Source organism: Pseudonocardia sp. DSM 110487 (assembly GCF_019468565.1).
In the GTDB taxonomy this organism is placed as follows: Bacteria; Actinomycetota; Actinomycetes; order Mycobacteriales; family Pseudonocardiaceae; genus Pseudonocardia.
Genome location: NZ_CP080521.1, coordinates 2,130,119 through 2,154,455, shown reverse-complemented (window position 1 = coordinate 2,154,455; position 24,337 = coordinate 2,130,119). Strand labels below are relative to the sequence as shown.

At 70.5% G+C, this 24,337-nt stretch carries 23 protein-coding genes and 2 tRNA genes; 5 read left to right on the top strand and 20 right to left on the bottom strand.

Annotated elements, in window-relative coordinates:
* Nucleotides 1–139: 139 nt before the first annotated feature.
* Nucleotides 140–2,596: a PEP/pyruvate-binding domain-containing protein gene (locus K1T35_RS09840; RefSeq protein WP_220259853.1), complete on the top strand. Its 2,457-nt coding sequence runs from the start codon at nucleotides 140–142 to the stop codon at nucleotides 2,594–2,596.
* A gap of 39 nt (nucleotides 2,597–2,635) precedes the next feature.
* Here the strand turns inward: K1T35_RS09840 and K1T35_RS09835 are convergent, their stop codons facing one another.
* From K1T35_RS09835 to K1T35_RS09825, 3 genes are all read right to left on the bottom strand, one after another.
* Complete coding sequence (locus tag K1T35_RS09835) at nucleotides 2,636–2,953, bottom strand: hypothetical protein (protein ID WP_220259852.1); 318 nt, start codon at nucleotides 2,951–2,953, stop codon at nucleotides 2,636–2,638.
* Nucleotides 2,954–3,205: 252 nt separating this feature from the next.
* The gene (locus K1T35_RS09830) at nucleotides 3,206–4,132 is read right to left on the bottom strand and encodes an NADP-dependent oxidoreductase (protein ID WP_220259851.1); all 927 of its coding nucleotides are present in this window, start codon (nucleotides 4,130–4,132) and stop codon (nucleotides 3,206–3,208) included.
* Nucleotides 4,133–4,446: 314 nt separating this feature from the next.
* Nucleotides 4,447–5,067 (bottom strand): TetR/AcrR family transcriptional regulator, encoded by a 621-nt coding sequence (locus K1T35_RS09825; protein ID WP_255621739.1) that lies wholly within the window; start codon nucleotides 5,065–5,067, stop codon nucleotides 4,447–4,449.
* Nucleotides 5,068–5,180: 113 nt separating this feature from the next.
* On the opposite strand from K1T35_RS09825, the gene K1T35_RS09820 reads away from it, so the two are divergent.
* Nucleotides 5,181–6,197, top strand: coding sequence for an aldo/keto reductase (locus K1T35_RS09820; protein WP_220259850.1), 1,017 nt, complete (start codon nucleotides 5,181–5,183; stop codon nucleotides 6,195–6,197).
* A 286-nt stretch (nucleotides 6,198–6,483) separates the two neighbouring features.
* Here the strand turns inward: K1T35_RS09820 and K1T35_RS09815 are convergent.
* A tRNA-Gly gene (locus tag K1T35_RS09815) sits at nucleotides 6,484–6,557 on the bottom strand.
* A gap of 94 nt (nucleotides 6,558–6,651) precedes the next feature.
* Here K1T35_RS09815 and K1T35_RS09810 point away from each other — a divergent pair.
* Nucleotides 6,652–6,728 (top strand) — tRNA-Pro (locus K1T35_RS09810).
* A 152-nt stretch (nucleotides 6,729–6,880) separates the two neighbouring features.
* Nucleotides 6,881–7,402: a hypothetical protein gene (locus K1T35_RS09805; protein WP_220259849.1), complete on the top strand. Its 522-nt coding sequence runs from the start codon at nucleotides 6,881–6,883 to the stop codon at nucleotides 7,400–7,402.
* Nucleotides 7,403–7,418: 16 nt separating this feature from the next.
* Here K1T35_RS09805 and K1T35_RS09800 read toward each other — a convergent pair whose 3' ends face one another.
* The 9 genes from K1T35_RS09800 to K1T35_RS09760 all read right to left on the bottom strand — a co-directional run bounded on the left by K1T35_RS09800 (nucleotide 7,419) and on the right by K1T35_RS09760 (nucleotide 16,502).
* A complete protein-coding gene (locus K1T35_RS09800; protein WP_220259848.1) occupies nucleotides 7,419–7,886 on the bottom strand; it encodes a RidA family protein in 468 nt (155 codons plus the stop codon).
* A gap of 163 nt (nucleotides 7,887–8,049) precedes the next feature.
* Nucleotides 8,050–9,201, bottom strand: coding sequence for an aminotransferase class V-fold PLP-dependent enzyme (locus K1T35_RS09795; protein WP_220259847.1), 1,152 nt, complete (start codon nucleotides 9,199–9,201; stop codon nucleotides 8,050–8,052).
* Nucleotides 9,198–10,058, bottom strand: coding sequence for an acetylxylan esterase (locus tag K1T35_RS09790; protein WP_220259846.1), 861 nt, complete (start codon nucleotides 10,056–10,058; stop codon nucleotides 9,198–9,200). Before K1T35_RS09790 ends, K1T35_RS09795 begins: the two co-directional genes overlap by 4 nt.
* Nucleotides 10,055–10,954 (bottom strand): acetylxylan esterase, encoded by a 900-nt coding sequence (locus K1T35_RS09785; protein ID WP_220259845.1) that lies wholly within the window; start codon nucleotides 10,952–10,954, stop codon nucleotides 10,055–10,057. Before K1T35_RS09785 ends, K1T35_RS09790 begins: the two co-directional genes overlap by 4 nt.
* Nucleotides 10,951–12,072 carry an ABC transporter ATP-binding protein gene (locus K1T35_RS09780; RefSeq protein ID WP_220259844.1) on the bottom strand — a complete coding sequence of 374 codons (1,122 nt, stop codon included), beginning with the start codon at nucleotides 12,070–12,072 and terminating at the stop codon, nucleotides 10,951–10,953. Before K1T35_RS09780 ends, K1T35_RS09785 begins: the two co-directional genes overlap by 4 nt.
* Nucleotides 12,073–12,074: 2 nt before the next feature.
* The gene (locus K1T35_RS09775; protein ID WP_220259843.1) at nucleotides 12,075–12,929 is read right to left on the bottom strand and encodes a carbohydrate ABC transporter permease; all 855 of its coding nucleotides are present in this window, start codon (nucleotides 12,927–12,929) and stop codon (nucleotides 12,075–12,077) included.
* Nucleotides 12,926–13,870 carry a carbohydrate ABC transporter permease gene (locus K1T35_RS09770; RefSeq protein ID WP_220259842.1) on the bottom strand — a complete coding sequence of 315 codons (945 nt, stop codon included), beginning with the start codon at nucleotides 13,868–13,870 and terminating at the stop codon, nucleotides 12,926–12,928. Before K1T35_RS09770 ends, K1T35_RS09775 begins: the two co-directional genes overlap by 4 nt.
* Nucleotides 13,867–15,195 carry a sugar ABC transporter substrate-binding protein gene (locus tag K1T35_RS09765; RefSeq protein ID WP_220259841.1) on the bottom strand — a complete coding sequence of 443 codons (1,329 nt, stop codon included), beginning with the start codon at nucleotides 15,193–15,195 and terminating at the stop codon, nucleotides 13,867–13,869. Before K1T35_RS09765 ends, K1T35_RS09770 begins: the two co-directional genes overlap by 4 nt.
* Nucleotides 15,192–16,502 (bottom strand): MarR family transcriptional regulator, encoded by a 1,311-nt coding sequence (locus K1T35_RS09760; protein WP_220259840.1) that lies wholly within the window; start codon nucleotides 16,500–16,502, stop codon nucleotides 15,192–15,194. Before K1T35_RS09760 ends, K1T35_RS09765 begins: the two co-directional genes overlap by 4 nt.
* A 198-nt stretch (nucleotides 16,503–16,700) precedes the next feature.
* On the opposite strand from K1T35_RS09760, the gene K1T35_RS09755 reads away from it, so the two are divergent.
* Nucleotides 16,701–17,921 (top strand): hypothetical protein, encoded by a 1,221-nt coding sequence (locus K1T35_RS09755; protein WP_220259839.1) that lies wholly within the window; start codon nucleotides 16,701–16,703, stop codon nucleotides 17,919–17,921.
* Between the two features lie 146 nt (nucleotides 17,922–18,067).
* On the opposite strand, the gene K1T35_RS09750 is transcribed toward K1T35_RS09755, so the two are convergent.
* From K1T35_RS09750 to K1T35_RS09720, 7 genes are read right to left on the bottom strand one after another with little or no spacing between them, the layout of a single operon-like run.
* The gene (locus K1T35_RS09750; RefSeq protein ID WP_220259838.1) at nucleotides 18,068–18,757 is read right to left on the bottom strand and encodes an ABC transporter permease; all 690 of its coding nucleotides are present in this window, start codon (nucleotides 18,755–18,757) and stop codon (nucleotides 18,068–18,070) included.
* 44 nt (nucleotides 18,758–18,801) lie between these two features.
* A complete protein-coding gene (locus K1T35_RS09745; RefSeq protein WP_255621738.1) occupies nucleotides 18,802–19,602 on the bottom strand; it encodes an ABC transporter ATP-binding protein in 801 nt (266 codons plus the stop codon).
* Complete coding sequence (locus tag K1T35_RS09740) at nucleotides 19,589–20,692, bottom strand: ABC transporter substrate-binding protein (RefSeq protein WP_220259837.1); 1,104 nt, start codon at nucleotides 20,690–20,692, stop codon at nucleotides 19,589–19,591. Before K1T35_RS09740 ends, K1T35_RS09745 begins: the two co-directional genes overlap by 14 nt.
* Nucleotides 20,689–21,693 carry an isopenicillin N synthase family oxygenase gene (locus tag K1T35_RS09735; protein WP_220259835.1) on the bottom strand — a complete coding sequence of 335 codons (1,005 nt, stop codon included), beginning with the start codon at nucleotides 21,691–21,693 and terminating at the stop codon, nucleotides 20,689–20,691. The genes K1T35_RS09740 and K1T35_RS09735 overlap by 4 nt, the downstream gene beginning before the upstream one ends.
* A complete protein-coding gene (locus K1T35_RS09730) occupies nucleotides 21,690–23,090 on the bottom strand; it encodes an FAD-binding oxidoreductase (protein ID WP_220259834.1) in 1,401 nt (466 codons plus the stop codon). The genes K1T35_RS09735 and K1T35_RS09730 overlap by 4 nt, the downstream gene beginning before the upstream one ends.
* Entirely contained in the window at nucleotides 23,087–23,482 is a 396-nt protein-coding gene (locus K1T35_RS09725; RefSeq protein WP_220259833.1) for a VOC family protein, read from the bottom strand. Before K1T35_RS09725 ends, K1T35_RS09730 begins: the two co-directional genes overlap by 4 nt.
* The gene (locus K1T35_RS09720; RefSeq protein WP_220259832.1) at nucleotides 23,479–24,165 is read right to left on the bottom strand and encodes a GntR family transcriptional regulator; all 687 of its coding nucleotides are present in this window, start codon (nucleotides 24,163–24,165) and stop codon (nucleotides 23,479–23,481) included. The genes K1T35_RS09725 and K1T35_RS09720 overlap by 4 nt, the downstream gene beginning before the upstream one ends.
* Nucleotides 24,166–24,337 lie beyond the last annotated feature (172 nt).

Sequence of the window (24,337 nt, the reverse complement as noted above, 5' to 3'; positions counted from 1 at the left end):
CAGGTGCGTGGCGACCCTAAAGTGCGGGCGGTCCGCCCACAAGGTCCGCTTCCTGCGCGTGATCGGGAGTACAGTCGCCATCGGTGTGCCGGGAAGCCTGGTCGGCGTCGTGTCGAGTTCGGGCTGAATGGAGCGCACCATGGCCGCCACGTCCTCCGACCCGCTGATCTGGCTCCATGACGTGGATGCCGACGGCATCGCGCTCGTCGGCGGCAAGGCCACGAGCCTCGCCGAGATGATCAAGGCAGGCGAGCGGGTCCCCGACGGTTTCTGCATCGCCACCACGGCCGGCGAGCTCACCGACGACCTGCGGCAGCAGATCATCGCGGCCTACGAGCGGCTCGGGGGCGGACCGGTCGCCGTCCGGTCCAGCGCCACGGCCGAGGACCTGCCGCACGCCAGCTTCGCGGGCCAGCACGAGACGATCCTGGACGTCCTCGGTGCCGACCCGCTGATCGAGGCGGTGCAGCGGTGCCGTGACTCGCTCGGGAGCGAGCGCGCGGTCGCCTACCGGGAATCAAGCGGGTTCGGCGACGCGCCGGTGCGGATGGCAGTCGTCGTCCAGCGAATGGTCGACCCGGCGGCCGCGGGCGTGCTGTTCACCGCCAACCCGATCACCGGCACCCGCACCGAGATGGTCGTCGACGCCTTCGCGGGCCTCGGGGACGTCGTCGTCGACGGCAGCGTCGCCGCCGATCACTACGTGCTGACCGGCCAGGCGGACGAGCGCACCGACGGCTGCCTGACCCCGGCGCAGCTCGCTCAACTGCGCGAGGCAGGCGACCGGCTGCAACAGCGCGCCGGATCGCCACAGGACATCGAGTTCGCCTTCGACCGGGACGGCACGCTGTGGCTGCTCCAGTCACGGGCGATCACGACGCTGTTCCCGCTCCCGGTGTCGTCCCGTCCCGGACCGCGCGTCTACTTCGAAGCCGGCCACATGCAGGGCATGCTGCGGCCGTTCACGCCGATGGGCATGTCGGTGATGCAGGTTGCATCGGCCATGTACCTCCGGTCAATCGGTGTCCCGGCCGATCCGTTCGAGGGCCATCCCGGCATGGTCGCCGTCGCCGGGCGCATGTACCTGGACCTCACCGCGTACGTCCGGAACAAGGCGGCGCGCAAGCGGCTGCCCGAGGCCATGAAGATCTACGGGCCGCGGGTGATCACGGCGTTGCACCGGGTGCTGGACGATCCCCGGTTCACCCCGCTGCCGGGCAGGCCCTACCGGCTGCGCACGGCGATCGGGGTGACCGCACGGGTGGCGCCCGGCCTCGTCGCCGGGCTCGTGGGCGCGATGGCACGCCCGAAGCGGGCCCGGAAGCGGTCGTTCCGCGCCGCCACCGACGTGCAGCGCGGGGTCCACCCGCCCGAGAGCCTGACCACGACCACCGAGCGCCTGCGCTTCGCGGCCGAACTCCAGGGCTCGTTCATGACCACCGGCTTTGCGGTGATGGTGCCGCCGCTCTACGCCTCCATGCTCGCGAGGCTGGGTGCCATCGGACTGCTCGCGGGTGTGGCCACCGAGAGCGAGGTCGACGAGACGCTGCGCGGGATGCCGAACAACGTCACCACCACGATGGACCTCGCGCTGTGGCGGCTGGCGACGGCCGCGGGCGAGCACCGTGACCTGCTGCTGAACACCCCGCCCGCCGAGCTCGCCACCCGGTACCTCGCGGGCGAGCTGCCCGAGTTCGGGCTCGGCGAGTTCCTGCGCACCTACGGGCACCGGGGCGCTGCCGAGATCGATGTGGGCGTGCCGCGGTGGGCGGAGGACCCGGCACCGGTGTTCGCGGCGATCGCAGGCTACCTTCGGGTCACCGACCCGGAGCAGGCTCCCGACCTGCGCTTCGCACGGGCGGCGGCCCAGGCCGTCGCGAAGATCGACGAGCTGGTGGCGAGGGCACGCCGCACGCGGCCGGCGCGGGCCCGGCTCGCCGGGTTCCTCCTGCGCCGCTCCCGCGCGCTCGCAGGCCTGAGGGAGCTGCCGAAGTTCGCTTGGCTCTACGCGTTCGCCGAGATGCGCAGGCAGCTCCTCGCGGCAGGCGCCGAACTGCACGAGCGCGGTGTGCTCGACCGGGCCGACGACATCATGTTCCTCGACTTCCGGGAGGCCCTCGGGGCCGTGGAAGGCGGCGACGGGCTCCGGGACCGGGTCGCGGCCCGGCGGGCCGAGTACGAGTGGGAGATGCGGCGCCGCAGCGTGCCCGGGCTGCTGCTCTCCGACGGCACCAACCCCGAAGCGCTCGCCCCCACCGGGCCGTCGGCCGACGGCACCCTGGTCGGCATGGCGGCCGCGCCGGGCACGGCGACCGGTCCGGCTCGGGTGATCCTCGATCCCTCCGGCGCGCACGTCGAGCCGGGCGAGATCCTCGTGGCCCCGACCACCGACCCCGGCTGGACCCCCCTGTTCATGACGGCGGGCGGGCTGGTCACCGAGACCGGAGCGGCGATGGCCCACGGGCCCACGGTGGCGAGGGAGTACGGCATCCCGGCCGTCATCTGCGTCCGGGACGCCACGCAGCTGATCACCACGGGGCAGGTGATCACGATCGACGGCGCGGCGGGCACGGTCCTCGTGGAGGAGGCCGACTGATGCCAAGCAGTCGCGGTGCGGGCTCCGCCCGAACGTCGCTCAGCGCAGGTTGGCGATCGTGTCGGCGAACGCCCTGTCCATGTCGAAGAGGGGTTCCCAGGTGATCTGCACGGCGTGGGCGAAATTCTGGAGGTGGAACGCCTGGTAGGCACCGAAGGCGTCCGGGTCGTCGACGTCGAGCAGGACGTAGCCTCCCCACCCCGTGCCATAGGTCTGCTGATGCGACACGCCCTTGTCGACGCCTCCCCAGTTGCCCGACCGGGCGAACGCCTTGAAGGCCGTCGCCCACGCCTCGTCGATCTCCGCCTTGGCGGCGCCGTCGCGATAGACGAACTTCTGCAGGTACATCTGACCCATTGCCCCTCCTCGGCGTCAGAGTGACCCCGCTCACTGTCCGCGCGTCGGTCTCCAGCTCGCTACTGCCGGATGGCGGCACCGTCGTCCGCCGAATGAAGGGGGAGGTGCTCGGAGAGGCTGCCGCTCGACCGACCTGGCACCAACAGCTGCAGTCCTCGATGCGCTGATCGAGGCGAGCACCCGGCACCGGATCGGTGCGGGCCGGGGTGGTTCCGTTCCTGCTGAGGGCGGTCTTCACCGCGCATCGTGAGGTCAGAGCCTCATGTCGAGGACGAGCTTGCCCGGCGCGTGGTGGGACTCGACGAGTGCCAGTGCTTCCTCCGCCCGCGCGAGCGGATAGGTCGCCGTGATGTTCGGATCGAGCCGCCCGGTGACCATCAGCGCGGCGACGCGCTCGAGGCCGCTCCGGTCGAGGCGGCGATGGACGGGCACGCCGCCGAGTTCGGTCACCGACGGCTCCCCGACGGAGACGAGCGCGTCCGGCTTCGCCGCCAGCGGGGCGACGCCGCGCAAGGAGTCACCCCCGACCGTGTCGACCACGGCGTCGAAGCCGTCCGGGGCCTGCGCCCGGAGCCGGCCCACGACATCGCCTGCGGTGTAGTCGACGAAGGTCGCTCCGGTCCTGGTAGCAAGATCCCGCTTGGCCGCGCTGCCGGTGCCGACCACGACCAGGCCGCGGTCCCGCGCGATCTGGGCCACGGCGATTCCGACGCCACCGCCGATCCCGTTGACCAGCAGCGACGCCCCAGCGGGCAACGCGAGCTGGTCGAGGACGTCGAGCGCGGTGGTGCCGGCGACGGGGATGGTCGCCGCCCAGGTCTCCGGCAGCGCGTCGGGGATGCGGGCCGTGGACTCGGCGAGCAGCAGAGTCGTCCCCACGTACGTGCCCGCTCCGGTCAGAGCGAACCCGGTGACCCGGTCGCCGACGGCCAGCCCGGTCACCTCGTCACCCACCGCCAGGACGGTCCCAGCCGCCTCCATCCCCAAGACCTGAGGAAAGGGCACATGGCCGTTCAACTCGCGGATATATCCGGACCGGAGCTGGTGATCGAGCGGGTTGATTCCCGCAGCCGCGACACGGATGAGGACCTCGGCAGGACCGGGCGACGGATCGGGCCGGTCGAAGAACTCCTGGACGTCGGCTGCACCGAAAGTCCGGTACCCCAAGGCCGTACTCATTGCGGATTCCTTTCTCACCGTCCTCGTCCGGCGCTCGGCCCGGGGACGACGCGAAGCTAATCCGTGACATCAACGTCAGGTTCTAGTCGGTGTGACGCGAGGAACACCCTTGGCCTTCCGCGCGAGCGGGCACGCGTCGATGCGAGCGGCCCTGATCCACCAGCACGCGCACCGAACGGGAGCGCAGGATCGCACAGGAGATGGCCGCGCTCGTCGAGCACGAACGCCGGCCGGGAGGGGACGATCCGGACGGTTCGGAGGGCGGCGGGGCGTTGACCTGCGGGTTCGCGGGTGGGATCAGCTGAGTTTGCGCACTAAGATCCGCCGTTGCCGTGGTCTCCTTGCGGCGGCCCCTGCCCGCCTCCACAGCGCAGGCCGTCGACCAGGACGCCGACGATCCGCCGGCTGTGCTCGGGCCCCCGCCCGGGCACGGGCTGGCACAGCTGGGCGATGGCGTGCAGGAGGTCCTCGGCGCCGATGTCGCCGCGGATCGCGCCCTCGGCCGCGGCGGCGTCGAGCAGCGCCGAGAGCGTGGGGCCGAGCCGCTGCATGAAGTAGGCGGGCAGCCCTGCGAGCGCCGGGTCGCCCGAGTGCAGTGCCGATGCGAGCCCGCGTTTGGTGCCGAGCAGCTCGGTGTACCGGTCGATCCACCGCGTGAGCGCCTCCGCCGGCTCGTACTCGGCAGCCAGCGCCGGACCCGCATCGGCGACGGCGTCGATCCCGCTCTCCACCACAGCCTTCACCAGGTCCGAGCGCTGCGGGAAGTGCCGGTACAGCGTGCCGACCCCGACACCGGCCAGGTCGGTGATCTCCTTCGCGGGCGCATCCACGCCGGAGGTGTCGAAGACCGCCCGCGCGGCCTCGAGCAAGGCGTCGACGTTGCGCCGCGCGTCCGCGCGGCGCCGGCGCGGCGCCGGCATCGTGTCCTGGGTCACTCCATCACCTCGTCTTGCGGAACCGGAAAGTCATTCCGTATAGTTCTGGAAAGACATTCCACTTACGGTACGGCATCCCCGCCGTGCCGACCAGCACGAAGAGGAGACATCCCGTGCAGCACCGCACCCTCGGCCGGACCGGCATCAAGGTCAGCCCCTACGCCCTCGGCACGCTCATGTTCGCGACGTCCATGGGCAACGACCCCGCCGACTCGGCGCGGATCATCCACAAGGCGATCGACGCCGGCATCAACGTCATCGACACCGCCGACGCCTACGGCGACTCCGAGGAGGTGGTCGGCAAGGCGCTGGAGGGCCGCCGCGACGACGTCGTGCTCGCCACCAAGTTCAGCCGCCCGACCGGGCAGGACCCGAACCACCAGGGGGCCTCGCGACGCTGGATCGTCACCGCCGTCGAGAACTCACTGCGGCGGCTGCGGACCGACCACATCGACCTCTACCAGCTGCACCGCCCCGATCCCGACACCGACATCGAGGAGACCCTCGCCGCCCTGACCGACCTGATCCGCAGCGGCAAGGTCCGCGCGATCGGCGCCTCCCAGACCCCCGCCTCCGACATCGTCGAGGCCCAGTGGGTGGCCGAGCGGCGCGGCCTCGCGCGGTTCCACACCGAGCAGCCCGTCTACTCCATCCTCAATCGCGGCATCGAACGCGAGGTCTTACCCACCACCCAACGGTTCGGCATGGGCACCCTGGTCTGGGGTCCGCTCGGCCAGGGACTACTCACCGGCCGCGTCCGCCGCGACCACAACGACCTGCGCCGCGCCGGCCTGGTCCAGCACCTCACGGACGGGCGCCGGCTCGACGTCGTTGAACAGCTCGTCCCCGTCGCCGCCGAGGCGGGCCTGCCCATGACCCACCTCGCGATGGCGTTCACCATCGCCCACCCCGGCGTCACCTGCGCACTCCTCGGCGCACGGACCCAACACCACCTCGACGACCTGCTCGCCGGACTGGACGTCACCCTGTCCGACGACGTGCTCGACCGCATCGACGAGATCGTCCCGCCCGGTACCGACGTCGGTGCCCTCGACCAGGCCTACCAGCCGCCGGCCCTCGAGGACTTGAGCCTGCGTCGCCGGCCCCTGGCCGCACGCGCCGCGGCCTGAGCTGCCTGGTACGTCCTCCGCCACGATGGAAGATGACCCACCACTGTTCGCCGCGCTCGCCGTGTCCAGATTCGTCGAGGACCACACGGGCTGGTCAATCCGCAAGTTCGTGCATACCGCCCGCCGCCACCGCAATGGGTCGCCGATTCGAGATGCTCGCGCGGCTGGCGAGGAAGCCGCTGCGGAGGGCCCGCCGGAGGACTGATCTGGCACGGATCTGGCACGAACGGAAACGGCCGCCACTTCCTTGATCGGAAGTGGCGGCCGTTTCCGCTGGTCAGCGGCTTGGAGCGGGCGACGGGAATCGAACCCGCGTAGCCAGTTTGGAAGACTGGGGCTCTACCATTGAGCTACGCCCGCATGCCCCTGAGGCTACCTGACCACCCTGCCTGTGCTCGGAGCCACCCGGTATCCGGTGTCCGGACGCCGAAGGCGCCGCTTACACTCCCCCCGACGGGGTGTGGCGCAGCTTGGTAGCGCACTCGCTTTGGGAGCGAGGGGCCGTGGGTTCAAATCCCGCCACCCCGACCAGGTCAGGGCAGGTCCGGAGGATCCTCCGGACCGCTCCGGCCGCCTGTTGGGTAGCAACTGATGCTCACCCGATCTCCCAGTCGACCCTGTCCAGGGCCTCACGGAGCCGAGTGAGATCGACCAGGTGCCGACAAGCCCGACAGGAGCGAGCTGTGCCACCGACGACCGGCCGCAACCGCACCCTGGTGGCAGGACTGTGCTGCACGGCAGCTGCGGCTGTCGTCCTCACCGGCTACGTGGTGTGGCTTGCCGTCGCATGGCTGAACTTCGAGCCGCCTCCGGACATGGAAGGCCCTTCGGTGTTCGCCGCCATGCTCCTTGTGGGCATCAACACCGCATGGATGGGCTTTGAAGCGCTGACGGTATGGATCGTGTTCTCCGATGCCGTGCGCCGGGTCCCGCGCGGAAGGTCGACCGCGGTCGTGGTGCTCGTCGTCATCTCTGCGCTGCACGGACTACTGGCGGCATGGCTGGCGATGGAAGATGCCGCACCGGAGTACGCCATTTCGGTTGGAGCAGTCATACCCCTGACCGTCGCCGCGGCCGTCCTCCTGGCTCGCGCCCCGGGAGGCCAGACGCGGAGCAGGGCAGCAGAGCGAGGGGCCATGGGTTCACATCCCGCCACCCCGACCGAGAGGGACGTTCGTCCTGGTCAGGACCCTTCTCGACCCTGACACCACACGCGGGTCCTCAGTTCCGCACAGACACGATCAACTCGATCTCCACCGGTTGGTTCATCGGCAGGTTCGAGGTGCCGATGGCCGAGCGGGCATGCCGGCCGCGCTCGCCGAAGATCTCCACCATCAGGTCCGAGAAGCCGTGGACGACCGCGGGCTGCTCGTGGAAGTCGTCTGCGCTGTTGACGAACGCCAGGGCCTTGACGATGCGGTCGACGCGTTCGAGGTCGCCGAGGTGGTCGCGGATGCTGCGCAGCAGCTGCACCCCGGTGGCGCGGGCGGCGTCGTAGGCCTCCTCGAGGCTGACCTCCGAGCCGACCCGCCCCTTGTAGAGCAGGTTCCCGTCGTTGTCGGCCGGGCCGTGGCCGGAGACGAACAGCAGGTCGCCGTGCTGCACGCACGGCACGAGGCCTGCGCCGCGCGCCACCTTGGTCGGCAGCTCGATACCGGCGGCCTTCAGCCTGTCGTCGATGTCGGACATCAGTGCCCCCGACCGGGAGTGCTGTGCGTGGATCGGCGGATCCAGGTTTCCGCTGGGTGTGCCGGCGAGCCGGCCTCGTATCGGACATACTCGGCCGGTTCGCCGGTGCGCCCAGCGGGAAGCTGGGCCGTCGAGGTACGTGCAGGACTCCCGGTCGGGGGCACTAGAGCTCCTCCTTGGTTCTCATTCGCAGCAGTCGTTGGAGTTCGGCGAGGACGAGTTCGTCCTCGCCGGGCTGCAGGGTCTGCGGGTTGAGTGCGATGGCGCGTGTGCCGTCCGGGGCCACCGCGATCGCCGGGTCGTTGCGCCACAGCGCCCCGATGAGCTCGTCGCGGCTCCACCCCGAATCCGGCCCGATCTCGACGATGGCCCGGCCGTGCGGCTGTCCGGCCTCGCTCGGGTAGCCGCGGCTGACGGAGATCCCGTCGAGCCCGGACAGCCCGAGGATCCATTTCTCGACCGACGCCTCGTAGGAGGCGATCAGTTCCGGCTCGTCCTGCTGGAGGGTCCACTCCACAGCCGCGAGCAGCCCGAGCAGCTCCTCCTTGCCGACCTTCATCCCGCGGCCGAGCGAGTGGTTGGGTGCCCCGTTGGCCCTTGCCGCGGCGATCAGCCACTCCTTGCCGACCATGAGGCCGGTCGACTGCGGGCCGCGCAGGCCCTTGCCCCCGCTGAAGATCGCGCCGTCGGCGCCGACCTCCGTGGTGAAGTGCCACAGCGACGACACGGGCGGGACCTGGGCCGCTGCGTCGACCAGCACCGGGACCCCGGCCTTGTGGGCGATCTCCACCACCTGCTCGATCGGCAGCGCCCCTGCGGCGAAATGCGCGCCCGCGAACCACAGCACGCACGCCGTGCGGCCGTCGATCGCGGCCTCCAGCTCGGCGGGCTCCGGCCCGACCTCGACGATCCGCACACCGACCTGGCGCACCGCGTAGTCGTACGGGTTGCGCTGGTCGCGGTACATGATGACCGTCTTCTCGCCGGTCCGATCCAGATAGGGCAGGTCCTCGACGAGGCCCCCGCCCTTCGACCGGGCGATGCACGCCGTCACGCCGAGCGTCAGCAGTGCCGCCGCGCCGTTGGAGACGTACGCCGCCTCGTTGCGGGTGGACTCCGCCAGCCGCCGTCCGACCGCCCGCCCGAGGTCGACGACGTCGACGAAGTTCCGCGCGGCCGCGGCCATGGCGGGCAGCACCGGCGGCGCCACCAGCGAACCGCCGAGCCGCGTCAGCGTGGCCGCGGCGTTCACGACCGGCCGCACGCCCAGCTCCGCGTAGACCTCGTTCGCGTACCGGTTCTCGATGGTGGTCATCCGGCCTCCCGGCTGAAGCGGGACAGCGCCGGCACGCCGAACCTGCCGGCCAGCCAGGCGTCCGCCGCGTCGTTGTCAGCCTGCCCGCGGTGGGTCAGGACGTACCGTTCCGCGCCGAGCCGCTCCGCCAGCACCGACAGCGGGCCGGGGATCTCGACGCGCGTTGCCGCCGTCACCGCGGGCGCGTGCCGCTCCGCGTCGAAGAACGCCAGCGTCCGGCGCACCGCGTCGGCGTCGGCGTCACCAGGATGCGCCCTGAGGTGGTCGCCGAACTCCGCCGCCGGGTAGTCCGCGTCGGGCTGCTCGGCGCCCCGGTAGAGCAGCGCACCGGCGAGCTGGAGCGCGTCGAACACCGGACGCCGGGCCGCCGTGAGCAGCGCCAGGTCGTCGCCGACGACCGCCACCCGCGAGATGTCCACCTGGGGCAGGCCGGTGAGGAACTCCGCTGCACGCAGGCAGTCGGCGACGATCCCGCGGTAGACGTAGCCGGCCGCGTCGGCGATCCCGTCGGTCAGTAGGCCCGGGTACGCGGCGGCGTACGGCGAGTCGGCGGTGCGCTGGCCGCGGTGCGCGATCGTCAGGGTCACGTACCGGAGGCGGTCGTTGTAGTGCGGCGGGTTGTTGACACTGCCGTATCGCGGGGTGGTGAGCAGCGCCGGGAACGGCCCGTCGCCCGTCGGCACGCTCAGATAGCCGAAGATCCGGTACGGGCCGATGCTCGTGAGCCGCACCTCGTAGCCGGTGAAGTCGGCGGTGCACCGGCGCGGGATGCGCTCCAGCACCGGACGCGCCGGCAGCGCGGCCAGCTCGGCGTCGACCCCGGCCCAGTAGGCCTCGAATTCCTCGTCGCTGATCACCTGGCCACCCCCAGGTGCCCGGCGAGGAACGCCTCGACCTTCTCCGTCGCCCAGTGGTGCCCCGCGTCGTGGCCGCAGCGCTCGTAGGTGAGCAGCTCCTTCTCGCACTTCATCGCCTCGTGCACCGCGAACCCGGTTTCCGGTGGGCAGACGTCGTCCTCGAGGCCGATGTACACCAGCATCGGTGCCTGGATGTTCGGTGCGAAGTTGATGCCGTCGTAGTAGCCGACGGACTCGGCGACCCACTGCTCATGCTCGGGATGGTCCCGCAGGTACTCGTTGATCTCCTCGTAGGGGTAGGAGTGAGTGAGCCGGGCCGACTCCATGAAGCCGCACAGGTACGGAGCGCCCGCGGCCCCGCACGTCACGACGTCGGGCATCAAGGCGGCCGTGGTGATCGTGAGCGCGCCGCCCTGACTGGAGCCGTGCACGCCGACGCGGTCGGCGTCGACCTCCGGGCGCGTGAGCACCGCATCGACCGCCCGCACGGCGTCGACGTAGAACCCGCGGTAGCCGTAGGTGTTGGGGTCCACGATGTTGTCCACCAGCAAACCGGGATAGCCGGGGTTGTACTGCTGGTTCGACCGGAGCTTCCCGCGCGGGGCCACGGCGAACGCGGCGTAGCCCTTCTGCGCCCAGCTCCGCGGGATGACCGGCTCGGAGATGTACCCGGGCACCAGCATCAGCGCCGGGTGCGGCCCCGCCTCGCGCGGGACCGCGTACCAGCCGGAGATCCGCACGCCCTCCCAACTGTCGTAGCGCACGTCGTAGACCGCGACGTCGTCGGTCGAGTGCTCCGGCACGTACTCGAACGACGGCCGCAGCGGCACCCGCGCGACCTGCTTCAGCGTCGTGTCCCAGAAGTCGTCGAAGTCGTCGGGCCGATGGACGTTCACATGCTCTCCTGCTGCTTCAGCACACTTGCCGACCGCGCGGCCAGCACCGCGCGCCCGTCGGACGGATCGAAGAGGTGCACTTTGTCCGGTGCGATGACGACCGAGACGCCCGCGTTGACGCGGCCGTCGTACGGGGCCGGCACGCGGGCCTTGACGAGCTCCTCCCCCAGCCGCACCGTGACGAGCACGTCGGCGCCGAGCAGCTCGGCCACGAAGATCTGGGCCGCGGCGCCGCCATCGTCCGAGAGCTGGACGTCCTCGGGCCGAATGCCGAGCACCGCGTCCCGGCCGGACAGCTCGTCGACCGCCGCGCCCGCGTGCTCGGGCAGCTCGACGGTAACCGCGCCGTGCCGGAACAGCAGCCGCCCCCCGTCACGCTGGACCTCGCCCGTCAGGAAGTTCATCGGCGGGCTCCCCATGAACGACGCGACGAACAGGTTGGCCGGACGGGCGTAGATCTCCTCCGGCGACGCGCACTGCTGGACGAGGCCGTCCTTCATCACCGCGATCCGGTCCGACATCGTCATCGCCTCGACCTGGTCGTGGGTGACGTAGATGAAGGTCCGGCTGAGGTCGGCGTGCAGGCGCTTCAGCTCGGCGCGCATCGTGCCGCGCAGCTGGGCGTCGAGGTTCGACAGCGGCTCGTCCAGCAGGTACGCGCCCGCGTCCCGGATCACCGCGCGCCCGAGCGCGACCCGCTGCCGCTGCCCGCCGGAGAGCTCCTTCGGCTTGCGTTCGAGGAGTTTCTCGATGCCGAGCGACGCGGCAACCTCGTCCACGCGGGCGGCGATCTCCGCCTTCGGCACCCGCAGGTTGCGCAGCGCGAACCCGAGGTTCTGCCCCACGGTCTTGTGCGGGTAGAGCGCGTAGCTCTGGAACACCATCGCCACGTCGCGCTTGTTGGCGGGCAGGTGCGCCACCGGCACGTCGTCGAAGAACACCTGGCCACCGGACATGCGTTCCAGCCCGCAGATCATCCGCAGCGTCGTGGACTTCCCGCAACCGGACGGGCCCACCAGCGTCAGGAACTCGCGGTCGGCGACGGTCAACGAGACGTCCTCGACCGCGACGACACCGCCGAACTTCTTTTGCACGTTCTCCAGCCTGACTTCGGCCATCTCTATCCCTTCACCGAACCGGCCGCCATGCCCTGCACGATCAACCGCTGGCAGATGAGCACCAGCACCAGTGGCGGCACAACGGCCAGCACCCCCGCCGCCGCCATCAGCGTGACCTGAGTCTCCACGTCGGTGGCGAAGTTGGCGGCGATCACCGGAATGGTCTTCGAGCTGATGCTGCTGGTCATGAACAGCGCGAACATGAACTCGTTCCACGCCGTCATGAACGAGAAGATCGCCGCCGCCACGAGCCCGGGCGCGGAGATCGGGAGGAACACTTTCCACATCATGCTGAACCAGCCGCACCGGTCCACGCGCGCGGCGTCCTCCAGTTCCCGCGGCACTGTCCGGAAGTAGTCCTTGAGGATCCAGATCGTGATCGGCAGCGCGAACGTCGTGTAGGAGAGGATCAGCGCGCCGTAGGTGTCGAGCAGGTCGAGCGTGCGCATCACCAGGTAGAACGGGATGATGATCGCGATGCCCGGCACCATCCGCGTCAGCAGGTAGACGATCAGCAGCACCTGGCTGCCGCGGAACCGGATCCGCGAGAACGAGTAGGCCGCGAACGTGCCGAGCACGAGGTTCACCAGCGCCGTCGAGAGCGCCACCACCATGCTGTTCACCAGCGCGTACGGCGTGTCGCCGACGGCGTTGGACCCGACGAGGGCCTGCTTGGTGCTCGGGTTCACGAATCCGAGGTAGTTCGCGAGGGTGGGATTGTTCGGGAGGAAATGCGGCGGCACCGATGCGGCGTCCACCTCGTGCATGAAGCTCATGTTGACGATCCAGTAGAACGGCACCACGAGATAGAGCGCGAAACCGATCGCCAGTGCGTACAGAACGACTTTCCGCGTCATACCTCGATCCGCCCCCTCTGGTACAGCGTCGAGATGTAGCCGATCGAGATCACGAGCGTGACGATCGTGATCACCCAGGAGTAGGCACTGCCCAGGCCGAAGTCGGTGTAGGTCAGCACGGTGCGGACATTGAGCACGGCGATCACGTTGGTGGCGTCGCCCGGCCCGCCGCCGGTCAGCACGTAGATCGTGTCGAACGCCCGGAAGGCGTTCATCGTCTCCAGGATCAGCACGATCAGCAGCGGGTGCAGTAGCCACGGCAGCGTGACCTGCGTGAAGCGCTGCACAACCCCGGCCCGGTCGACCTTGGCCGCGTCGTACTGCTCGCTCGGGATCGTCGACAGCCCGGCGAGCAGGATGATCACGGTGAACGGCAGCGTGTTCCAGACCTGCGCGAACGCGGTGATGAAGAACGCGCCGGTGGGCGAGGTCAGCCAGGCCTGGTAGGAGTCGATGAGACCCAGCTGCAGCAGCAGGCCGTTGAGCGCCCCGGTCTTCGCGTCGAAGATCGTGCGCCACATCAGGCCGTTCACCACGCCGGGCATCGCCCACGGCAGCAGCACGAGGCTGCGCAGCACGCCGCGCCCGAGGAACGTCTCGTTCAGCACGAGCGCGAGCGCCGTCCCGAGCACCACCGTCAGCACGAGCACCACCACGACGAACGCGACGGTGACCCGCAGCGAGCTCAGGAATGCCGGATCGCCGATCAGGGAGATGTAGTTCTGGAACCAGACGAACCGTTCCAGCGCCGGCAGCTTCAGGTTGTACCGGTGCAGCGAGAGCCAGAACGAGTAGCCGATCGGGTACGCCACCAGCAGCCCGATGACGATCATCGCGGGCGCGTTCAGCAGGTACGCACGGGCGGTGTCGCCCATCCCCCGCCGCGGACGATGCGCTGTTTCGGTGCGCGGCTTCTCGATGTCGGGTGCTGTGAGCGTCACGAGTACTTCTGCTTGAGCGACGTCACGGTCGCGGACAGCGCCTTGACGGCGTCGTCCGGCGAGGTCTGGTTGGAGAGGAGCTGCTGCACGGTCTTCTGCTGCTCGTTCTCGTACTCGCTGTACCAAGCCTGCTTGATCGCCGTGCGCGGCCGGGCCAGCGAGGCGAGGCCGGAGTAGATCGTCGGGTCGGCGAACGTGGCCAGCGTGGTCTGCACCTCCGGGTCCTGCTCCAGTGCCCGGAAGGGGAACCCGAGTCCCTTCTTCTGGAACCAGTACTTGGCCGTGTACGGCTGGCCGTCGGTGAAGCCGCCCAGGTACGTGAGCAGCCGGAACGCCTTGTCCTGCACCTCGCTGTCCTTGCTCAGCGCGTACATCCGCGTGTTGCTGACGGTGCCGACCACGTTGCCGTCGAGGCTGGGGATGTAGGCGATCTTGAGGTTGCCTGCGGTCTTCGACCGGGACGGGTCGTTGTAGTCGCGCAGCGCGTACCGGGCGCCGACCGTGAACGCGTACCGCTCGTTCTTCATCGCATCGTCGAGCGGCACCGGCAGCAGCTGGAGCACGGCGGGATCGATCACCCTGCTGACGGTGGCGGCGCGGTGCAGCCACGCGAAGACGTCCCGCGCGGTCGGGTCGGCGCCGTCCATCACCGCGTTGCCGGCCGCGTCGAACATGTCGCCGCCGCTGGCGAAGACGAGGCCCCAGACCCACGCCCACCAGGTGTCCTGCAGCTGGGCGGTGAGGCCGATCGGGAACTCGAGGATGCCGGCGTCCTTGATCCGCTGCGACTGCTGCTCCAGCTCGTCGAGGGTCGTGGGCGGCGCCGAGATCCCGGCCTTGGCGAGGATGGCCTCGTTGTAGATCAGGCACTGCGAGTCGGTGTAGTACGGCAGCCCGTAGCGCTTGCCGTCGACCGTCATCGCCTCGGCGTTGGACGGGTAGATCCCCGCGTAGACCTCGTCGACGCCGGGCAGCCCGTCGAGTGGCTGCAGGTATTCGGCGGCCACCCAGCCGGCCAGTGAGTCGTCGTACACGTAGAGCGCGTCCGGCCCTCCGCCCGCGGTGAACTCCGCGACGGTCTTCTGCACGTACTGCGCGCTGGTGATCGGGGTGTACTCGACCGGGACATCCGGGTTGAGCTGCACGAAGCGGTCGACGTTCCCCTGGACGAGCGCGGACTCGTAGTCCCAGCCGGAGAACTTCACGGCTCCGGAGCTGTTGCCGCCCCCGCCCCCACAGGCGGCCAGTACCGAGCCGATCGCGGGCAGGCTCGCGGTGAGCGCGCCGAGCTGCAGCACCCGGCGACGACTGAAGGAGGGGTTCATCGCTCGTCCTCTCGGATCGCCGCGGCGATCGTCAGCTGGTAGAGAGTGGTCGGCCTTCCCCTGCGGTTGGCCTGGGCGCTGCCCTGGGGCACGGCCAGGCCGCTCGCGGTCAACTTGCGGATCAGCCGGCGGCCGCTGGGATCGGTGATGTGCAGCGCGGCGGCGAGGTCGCCGGGCGACAGCGGCCGCCCGCCGAGCGTGCGGTCGAGCGCCGCGAGCCGGGAGATCGTGGCGGCGGAGAGCCCGGCGCGCCGGGCCAGCCGCTCGAGATCTGGCCCGTGCTCGCGGTAGGTGAAGCGCAGTGGGGTGGCCCCGGGGCGCAACGGCCCCACCATCAGGCCGTCCTCGTCCATGAGGAAGCCGCAGGGCGCGCCGGTCTGCTCGGCCTGCGCCACGGCCTTCTCGGCGAGCATCACGCACTTGCGGGCCGACGACCCGAACCCGAAGCCTGCCGCCACCCGGATCCCGAGGCTCTCGAGCGCCGTGCCGACGACCGGCAGCGAGGACCAGTTGCCGGTGACCTCGTTGAAGAGCGCCCGGTGGGCCAGCACGGCCACCCCGCGGCTGCCCCGGGTGTCGACCCACGCGTCGGCGAACTCCGGGGTGTTCAGCAGCATGTTCAGCAGCCCGACGCGGGCCCGGTCGAGGTTGGAGTCCCGCTCGAAGTCGACCACCGAGAAGATGCCCGCCGCGAACGACATCTCCTTGGCCCGCTGCGACTGGATCCGCAGCACGAGCTCGTGCAGCTCCGCGCGCACGGTGGTCTCCAGCGGCACGACGTTGAGCACTCGGTCCCGGTGCCCCAGCGCCCGCGTCACCTCGCTGCGGACCGTGATGACGAAACCGTCCGGGTGCTCGGCCAGGAACCTCTCGTGGAACTCGATGATCTGCGGGTACGAGATGTCCGCCGCGTACGGCAGGCACATGACCTGGTCGGGCTGCATGCCGAGCGCCGTGGTCACATCGTCCACGACCGAGCGGTCGAACGTGTCGATGCTGACGGGTGCCGGCGCCAAGCCCTGCCGCAGGGCGCGGCCGAGCGTGAGCGTGAGCTCGAGCGCCGCGTACCGGTTGATCGACAGCGGCAGGTCCGGCGGCAGCAGGTCACGGCACGCGTCGTAGGGCACGCGACCGAGGAGCATCCCGTCCAGCTGGACGCGATTCAGCAGCGCCTCGACCTTGGGCCGGATCTCGCGCTCCTGCTCGTAGACCACCAGCTCCAGCTGGACGCCGGTGAGCATCCCGCTCGCCATCGCCAGCCGAGCCTGGTGAGACGTGTGCAGGACGAGCCCGAGAACCATCCGCATGCGGCCGCCAATACGATCCATGTTCGTAACTAGCTCGTTTAATGGATTCGAGTACGGTGCCACGGGCCAGGAAGGCGGTCAAGCGCGAGCGGAAACAGCCTTGTTAATCCGCTGTTTCCCGTTGACCCGTAACGCGAGGCGCCCCACCGAGCGAGGGCAGGAACGATCAACCGATCGCCAGCCTTCGGAGGCGCGAGCATGAACGAACCCGGCGGTATCGAGGCCCTCACCGCGCCGTCCATCGAGTCGGCGAAGATCACCTTTGGCGCCATCAAGGACACCGTCGACGTCGTCCGGGAGGACTGCGGGGCGATCTGCGAGACGCTGAGCTCATTGAGCGACGCCCTGAGCGTGCTCACCGAGAGCGAGTCCCTCGACGGCGGGCTGAGCGGGGCGAGCCTCGTCGGCCTACCGATGCTCGCCGCCGTCCGAGCGGCGAAGGCGCTCGCGGGCAGGTACGTCGAGCAGCAGACGGACAGCCCGCTCGACACATGGGTCGATCTCGTCTCCGACGCGTCGGCACAGTTCGAGTCCTATGTGGCCCAGCTGGACGCCGTCGACCAGATCGCCCAGCGGTATCGCTCGGCCGAGCACGACCCGGGACAGGTCCGCGAGGATCTCGACATCCTCGAGCAGACCCAGTGGCAGACGCGGGCGTGGAAGCAGGTCCTCGGGCGGGTGGCGAGGCTGGGCCAGCTCGTCGACGCGATCCTGCGCGCCGACATCCACGACGGCACCGCTCCCCCGGAGCCCGCGCCTCGACCGTCCGGCCTCTCTGCGTCACTGCAGCGACGGATCCAGGACGTCCAGACCCGGACCACCGACAAGACCAGCGATCTGCGCGAGTGGGTGCTGCACCCGTTCGTCGAGATCCGGGACCGGGTGAAGGAGCTGCCCGCCCAGACGGCGCGGGTGTCCGGTCAGATCGAGACCCTCGAGATCCTCCTCGACCTCGAGGTCGCCACCATCCGCGCGTGCGCGGGAGAGATCTCGCAGGCCGCGGCGCGCGTCATCGGCATCAGGGTGGCGGCGGCCATCGTGCTCCCGGACCTCGTCCGCCGGCTGCGCGCAGCCCGGGATGGCGCGATGAGGTTCGAGAACTTCCTGGCCCGGCTGGAGGCCGCCTATCGCGGGCGCAACATCGGCGATCGCGTTTACGCGGTGCTGAGCGACGAGTACGGCAAGGGCCTGCAGGCCAGTCGTACCGAGTTCGAAGCGCTCGAAGCACGAGCCCGGACGTGGCGGGCCAACGGGCCTGCCGTTCTCGCGGCGTGTGCGGACTGGATGGCGGTCGAGCTGGACGTCCTCGCCGCCAGGGCAGTGATCGAGCAGCAGGAACCGCCCGGCGACCGGCGCCGCCTACTGCAGCGCGAGCGGCAGCGCCTCGACGAGGCACGCGGCTTCCTCGCCTCGCTGTGATGCGATAGTCGGGATCGCCGCGAAAGGATCGTGATGAGCCGTCCCGCGCTGGTTTCCTGCCCTTCGGCCACCCGCCCGCCGTGTCCCGGCGCATCGTGGAGACGGTGGCCGAGACCGTGCTCCCGGGCGCTGCTCGCGGGATAGCGCTACCAGCGCACCACGAGCCGTTCGACGAGCGTCACCACGCCGAGCAGGGCGAGGGAGCATGCCGCCGCCACCGCGATCGCCCCCCACATCTGCGTGATGTTCAGGTACACCGTCGACTGCACGATCACCGCGCCGATGCCCTCGCTGGTGCCGGTGAACTCCGAGACGATCGCGCCGATGACGGCCATCGTCACGCAGGTCTTCGCCGCGGCGAACAGGTATCCGAGGCTGCTCGGCACCCGGAGCCGGACGAACACGTCCCAGCGCGAGGCGGCCATGGCGCGGAAGACGTCGAGCGCCTCCGGGTCGATGGCGCGTAGCCCCGTAATCCCGTTGATCAGCATCGGGAAGAACGTGATCAGCGCGACGACGATGACGTGCGGCGTCCGGTTGAAGCCGAACGCGACGATCAGCGCGGGCGCGATCGCCAGGATCGGCGTCGAGTGCACGAGCACGGCGACCGGCATCACCGCCGCGGCCAGCCATGGCACGTGGACGACCACGACCGCCAGCATGAGCGCCCCGCACACCCCGACGACGAAGCCCAGCGCCGCCGAGGTGAGGGTCTCGGCGAGGTTCTCGAGGTAGAAGTCCGGCTGGTCGACGAGGTCGGCCGCGACGTCCCCGAGCGGTGGGACGACGCTGGGTAGGGCATCGGCCACCCACTGCCAGGCCAATCCGAGCAGCACGAACATGACGACCGGCGCGACGACGGCACCGGCCCGCCGGCCGGTCAGGTCTCCTCCCCCGCCCGCAGTTCCACCTTGATCCGCCGCACGATGTCGAGGAACTCCGCGCTGTCCTCGACGTCGTGCCCGCGCGGCCGGGGCAGGTCGACGGGCACGACGGCACGGATGCGGCCGGGGCGTGATGTCATCACGACGACCAGGTCGGAGACGAGCACCGCCTCGATCGCGGAGTGCGTGACCATCACGACCGTGCGCCGGTGCTGCTCCCACGCGTCGAGCAGCACGCGGCGGGCGCGTTCGCGGGTGAACTCGTCAAGCGCGGAGAACGGCTCGTCCATCAGCATCAGCGGGGCGCCCTGCACGAAGCCACGGGCGAGCGCGGTGCGCTGGCGCATCCCGCCGGACAGCTGCCGCGGCAGGAAGCCCGCGAACCGATCCAGCCCGAGCTCGCCGAGCGTGCCGCCGACGTCCTGGGGGACCCGGCCGGCACCGCCCCGCCGGTTGACCACGCGCGACAGCAGCGCGTTTCCGCGGACGGTTCGCCAGGGCAGCACCGCCGACGACTGCGGGATCCACGCGATCTCCTTGCGCCGGGCCGCCTCACGCGGGGTGCTGCCGAACAGCGACACGTCGCCGGTGTCCTGCTGCTGCAGCCCCGCGAGCAGCCGCAGGAGCGTGGACTTGCCGCAGCCCGACGGTCCGAAGAGCGTCACGAACGACCCGCGCGGAATGGTCAGATCGATCTCGTGGAGCACCTCGACGCGCTCGCGGCCCTGTGGGAACGTCTTGCCGACTCCACGCACCGCGATCACGTCGGTCTTGACGTCTGTCTCAGGAGCTGCCACCGGCGGTCCCTCCCGGTGCGGGCCAGATCAACCGCGCCCCGTCGTAGACGGCCTCGACGTACTGGTTGGCCTGCGCCGCCGTGACGTCCGCCGGTTTCTTGATCTTCCCGGCGGCCAGCAGCGAGTCGGCCTCGGGCTGCCAGACCGACGGGGTCTGGAAGCCGACGCCGTGCCCGTCGAGGAGGTGGGCCCGCGCGAGCGCGCTGCCGTCCTTCCACCGCGCCTTCTCGTTCACGGCGTTGTAGCCGGCCGCTGAGCGTTCCTGCGACCACGCGATCGCCTGGTCGAGGTTGGCGTCACTCTCGTCGATCCACTCCATCGCCGCGATCGACGCGCGGACGAAGTCCTCCACCGCGGTCGGGTGCTCGCGGCCGAAGTCGGTGTTGGCGATCATCACCGAGAATGTGCCCTGCACCCCGAAGTCGGCGGGATTCCACTCACGGATCGCGTGCCCCTGGCCGCGCAGCAGGCGCGGCTCGTTGTCCTTGTAGACCTGCAGCGCCTGCACCGCGCCCTGCGGCAGGACAGCCGGATCGAACCCGACCGACACCTGCTGTACCCGCCCGACGTCGACCCCTGCCGCAACCAGCATCGACGTGAGCTGCGCCGGCATCGCGCCCTTGTAGCCGAGGATCTTGCCCTCGAGGTCCTTCAACGAGGTGATCGACCCGTCGTCCATCGTGACGAGCTCGACCTGGCCGACGTTGCCGTAGGTCATCACCCCGGCGATCTTGGCGCCGTTGTCGGAGGCGGTGAGCACATCGCTCGCGCTGCTCACCCCCGCGATCTGGGCGGTCCCCGCGCTCACGAGCTGCGCATTGCTGTCCGCCTTGGGGCGAACCGTCACGTCGAGGCACAGGTCCCGGAAGTAGCCGAGTGCATCGGCGGCCACCATGTTGAGCACGCCGACCGCGCCGCCGAGGTCGTACGAGGTCAGATAGGTGATCGATCCGGCCTCCTGGTTCTGGGCGCACCGGTCGGCGCCGATGAGGTTCGAGCCCGCGGCGGGGGTGGCGACCGTGTCCCCCGAACCGCACGCGGTGACGACGAGGGCGGCCGCGATCGCGGCGACGAGCGCACGCTTCCTCATTGGTCCGCCCCGGCCAGCCGCGCCACGTACGCCTCGTTCTTCGCCCCGGAGGTCGTGTGCCGCCGTTCGGCGTGGCTCTTCGCGATGTGCCGGTTCTGCCACGCGGCGACGGTCACCGGTTCGAAGTGCGGCTCCCCCTGAGTGGGGAGCGGGGCGACCACGGTGTCCGGGGACGCGTTGAAGAACGTCGGCAACGTGGCGCGATGCCCCTCGGGATCGGCGGCCGCGATGACCCGGTGGCGCGTCGCCGGCCAGTTGCCGTTGGTCCAGCGGGTCATCAGCTCGCCGACGTTGATCACGAAGGCGTCGTCGCGGACCGGCACCGAGAACCACTCCCCGTCGAGGTCGCGGATCTGCAGGCCCTCGTAGGTGCCGCGCTGGTGCAGCAGCGTGAGCAGGCCGCCGTCGAAGTGCTCGTCGAAAATGACCGTCGGATCCTCGGTGAGTGGGGCGTGCCGGGCGGGGTAGAGCCGGATGGTCGAGGTCGTCGAGTCGATCGCGGTGTAGGCATCGAAGTGGTCCACCGGGAGGTCGAGCGCCACCGCGAAGATCTGCATCATCTGACGCCCCAGATCGCGGGTGCGCACGGCGAGCGCCTGGACGGCAGGGCGGAACCCGTCGATGTCGGGCCACACGTTCTCGGCGAAGAACTCGATGTGCTCGGGCGCCACGCCATGGTCGAGCGCGTCCTGCGGACCGTCGAACCGCGAGGCTGTGTAGCCCTCGGACACCAGCCGCCCGGTGCGGTCGAAGTTCTGCCGCATCCCGCGGTAGGGGTGTCCGGACGGCGAGACGAGCGCCTCCTTCGTCCCCTGCGGCAGGGCGGCGAGCTCGGCGGCGACCGCGTACACGGCGTCGAAGAGCGCGGTCGGGATGCCGTGGCCGACGATCTGGAAGAAGCCGCTGGTGGTGGCGGCCGCGCCGACCTGGGCCGGGGCGGTGTGCGGGTCGGTGCCGTCGCGGAAGCCGGAGATGTCGACGACGGGGACGGGGTTGGTCACGAGGCGCTCCTGCCTGCTCGGGGTGCTGTCCGTGCGCTCGGTGGAGTGAGGCCCCGGGAGGTGAAGAAGCTGTCGCCGAGCTTCCCGGGGTTGAGGATGTCGTGGGGGTCGCATGACTGCTTGAGCTCGACCACGCGGGCGGTGTCCCCGACGAACCCGCCCTCCTCCACGACGTAGCTGTGCGGGTTCAGCACGGTCATGCCGATCGACGTGCAGAACTCCATCAGCTCCTCGAGGGCCTGCTCGTGGTCGGGCAGCCCGACGAGCGGCGGGATGCCGAGCGGGCGCACGCGGGCGCCGGAGCGGGCGAACTCGACGTGCTGGAGGAAGACACCGGGGTAATGGGCCGATAGCGCGGCGACCTGCTCCAGGAACGTCTCGCGGTCGGCGGCGTACTCGCACTGCAGCCACGACGAGGAGGGGTCGGCCTTGCGGCTCCAGAGGATCGTGTGGCTGAACGGGAACTGGCTGATGTGCGTGCTCGCAGGCCACTCCCGGTCGAGCCGCCCGCGGTGCGCCGCGACCAGCTCGGCCATGTCGGCGAGCTGGGTGCCGTCGACCCACAGCAACGAGACGTGCTCCTCGGGCCCGAACCCGCCGCCCAGCGGCGTGAACATGCTGCCGATCGGGGCCTGCTGCAGTGAGACGAGCCGGGCGTGCACGGGCGAGGAGACCACGTCGTACCCGAACGCGGCGGCGTCGGCGAAACGGTCGAAGACGGCGATCACCGGCACGTAGTCGTGCGCCGGCACCAGCCGCATCTCCACCCGGGTGACCACGCCGATCGTGCCGTAGGTGTGCAGCACGGGCCGGACATCGTCGCCCTCGAGCCGCACCAGCCGCGGCTCATCCTCGACGGTGAGGAGCTCCACGGCCAGGACGTTGTCGTCCCACAGGTCACCGTTGACGGCGGCACCGATGCCACCCGACCCGCCGCAGATGAACCCGGCGGCCGTCGCGATCCGGTAGGTGGTGGGCATGACCGCCAGCTCCTGCCCGGTCTCCCGGGCGGCGTCCTCGGCCGTGCGCATGATCGTGCCCGGAAGCATCGCGATCCGGCCGTCGGTCACGTCCAGGACCCCGGCCACCCCCTTGACGTCGACGACGAACCCACGGCGCAGCGGCAGCGACTGCCCGTAGTTGCCGGTGCCGGCGCCGCGGAGGGTCACCGGTGTCCGGTGCCGGGCCGCCAGCGCGATCACCGCCCTGAGCTCCTCGACGCTGCCCGGCCGCAGCACGGCGTCGACGGTCGTGTCGGCAAGCGCGTTCTCCAGCACGGGGCTGTACCAGGAGAAGTCGCGCAGGTAGCCGCTGGCCTTCGGCCCGGCGGGCAGCACGCGGTCCTCGCCGAGTAGCGCGACGAAGTCGTCGAGGCGGGTGGGGGACGTCTGCGTCACGGCTTCCTCAGGTCGGGGGAATCGGGGTCGTAGGCGATCAGCTGCACCCGGCGGCCCGCTGCGTCGCGCACGAACGAGGTGCGGGCCTTGGCGGGCTCCAACCGGAACGGCGGGTTCAACTCGGTGCAGCCGGCGTGCAGCAGCGCGACGTGTGCGGCGTCGAGATCGGCCGGCCCGCCGGTGCGGTAGGCGATGTGCGCGAGCTCCCCGGTCACCACCTCGACCTCGATGAGCTCGACCTTTCCGCCGTCGGGGTCGGCGAGCATCGCGATCCGGCGCCCGGTGGCGACGTGCCGGCCCCAGCGCAGCAGCGCGAAGCCGAGCACGTCCACGTGCAGCGCGACGGCGGCCTCGATGTCGGTCTCCTCCAGCGCAACGTGATCGAGGTTCACGAGACGGCCGATGCGCCGGTGCCCGGCAGGCCCACACCCGTGCGCCGGGCCCAGCGGATGCGGATGCGCGCGACGTGCCTGCGCGCCGCCCGGTCTGCCTCCTCGGGGTCGCCCGCCACCATCGCCTCGACGATCGCGCGGTGCTCGTCGAGCGCGAGCCGCGCCATCTCCGGCTCGCCCCACAGCGTGGGGAACGCGAGGTTCGTGCGGCCGGCGAACTGGTCGAGCACGCCGAGCAGCGCCGGGTTGTCGGCGATGAGGTGCACGGTGCGGTGCAGCTCGAGATCGAACCGGACGTGCGCGCTCTCCGGCCCGCCGCCCGCGAGGAGCTCCTCGTGCTCGGTGAGCAGGGTGCGCAGCCGCCGCTCGCCGTCGAGCGTGAGCCGCTCCGTGGCGAGCCGCGCGGCCAGCCCTTCCAACGGCTCCTTGACGACGTAGAGGTGGTTCAGCTCGACCGCGTCGACCCGGGCGACCACAGCGCCCTTGTGCGCGACGTGGGTGGCGAGCCCGTCGTGGATGAGCCGTTGCACGGCCTCGCGCACCGGGCTGCGGCTCATGCCCAGGTCCGACGCGAGGGCAGGCACGCTCAGGGCCTGGCCGGAGACCAACCCGCCGTCGAGGATCCGGGTGCGGAGCCGCTCGTAGGCGTGAGCGGCCAGCAACGTCGGCGATGGTGCGGTCACCGCAGCACCAGCCGGATTGCATGCTGGATTCTGCCCCTATGACCTGCACACACCGGATCGCACGGCCGGTCCTCAGGCCCGAGGTCCCGAAGATTGCATGCTGCTGGAGCCATGGGCCCAGTCTGCGAGGCGGGATCCGATGCCAGGGGTCGGTGTTGTTAAAGCTGAATGA

Bases quoted from the DNA above. Each gene is read 5' to 3' on its own strand.
- K1T35_RS09760 (WP_220259840.1), bottom strand. From the start codon at position 16,502: ATGCGGATGGTTCTCGGGCTCGTCCTGCACACGTCTCACCAGGCTCGG.
- K1T35_RS09775 (WP_220259843.1), bottom strand. From the start codon at position 12,929: ATGACGCGGAAAGTCGTTCTGTACGCACTGGCGATCGGTTTCGCGCTC.
- K1T35_RS09840 (WP_220259853.1), top strand. From the start codon at position 140: ATGGCCGCCACGTCCTCCGACCCGCTGATCTGGCTCCATGACGTGGAT.
- K1T35_RS09835 (WP_220259852.1), bottom strand. From the start codon at position 2,953: ATGGGTCAGATGTACCTGCAGAAGTTCGTCTATCGCGACGGCGCCGCC.
- K1T35_RS09830 (WP_220259851.1), bottom strand. From the start codon at position 4,132: ATGAGTACGGCCTTGGGGTACCGGACTTTCGGTGCAGCCGACGTCCAG.
- K1T35_RS09740 (WP_220259837.1), bottom strand. From the start codon at position 20,692: ATGAGGAAGCGTGCGCTCGTCGCCGCGATCGCGGCCGCCCTCGTCGTC.
- K1T35_RS09795 (WP_220259847.1), bottom strand. From the start codon at position 9,201: ATGACCACCATCGAGAACCGGTACGCGAACGAGGTCTACGCGGAGCTG.
- K1T35_RS09765 (WP_220259841.1), bottom strand. From the start codon at position 15,195: ATGAACCCCTCCTTCAGTCGTCGCCGGGTGCTGCAGCTCGGCGCGCTC.
- K1T35_RS09800 (WP_220259848.1), bottom strand. From the start codon at position 7,886: ATGTCCGACATCGACGACAGGCTGAAGGCCGCCGGTATCGAGCTGCCG.
- K1T35_RS09780 (WP_220259844.1), bottom strand. From the start codon at position 12,072: ATGGCCGAAGTCAGGCTGGAGAACGTGCAAAAGAAGTTCGGCGGTGTC.
- K1T35_RS09755 (WP_220259839.1), top strand. From the start codon at position 16,701: ATGAACGAACCCGGCGGTATCGAGGCCCTCACCGCGCCGTCCATCGAG.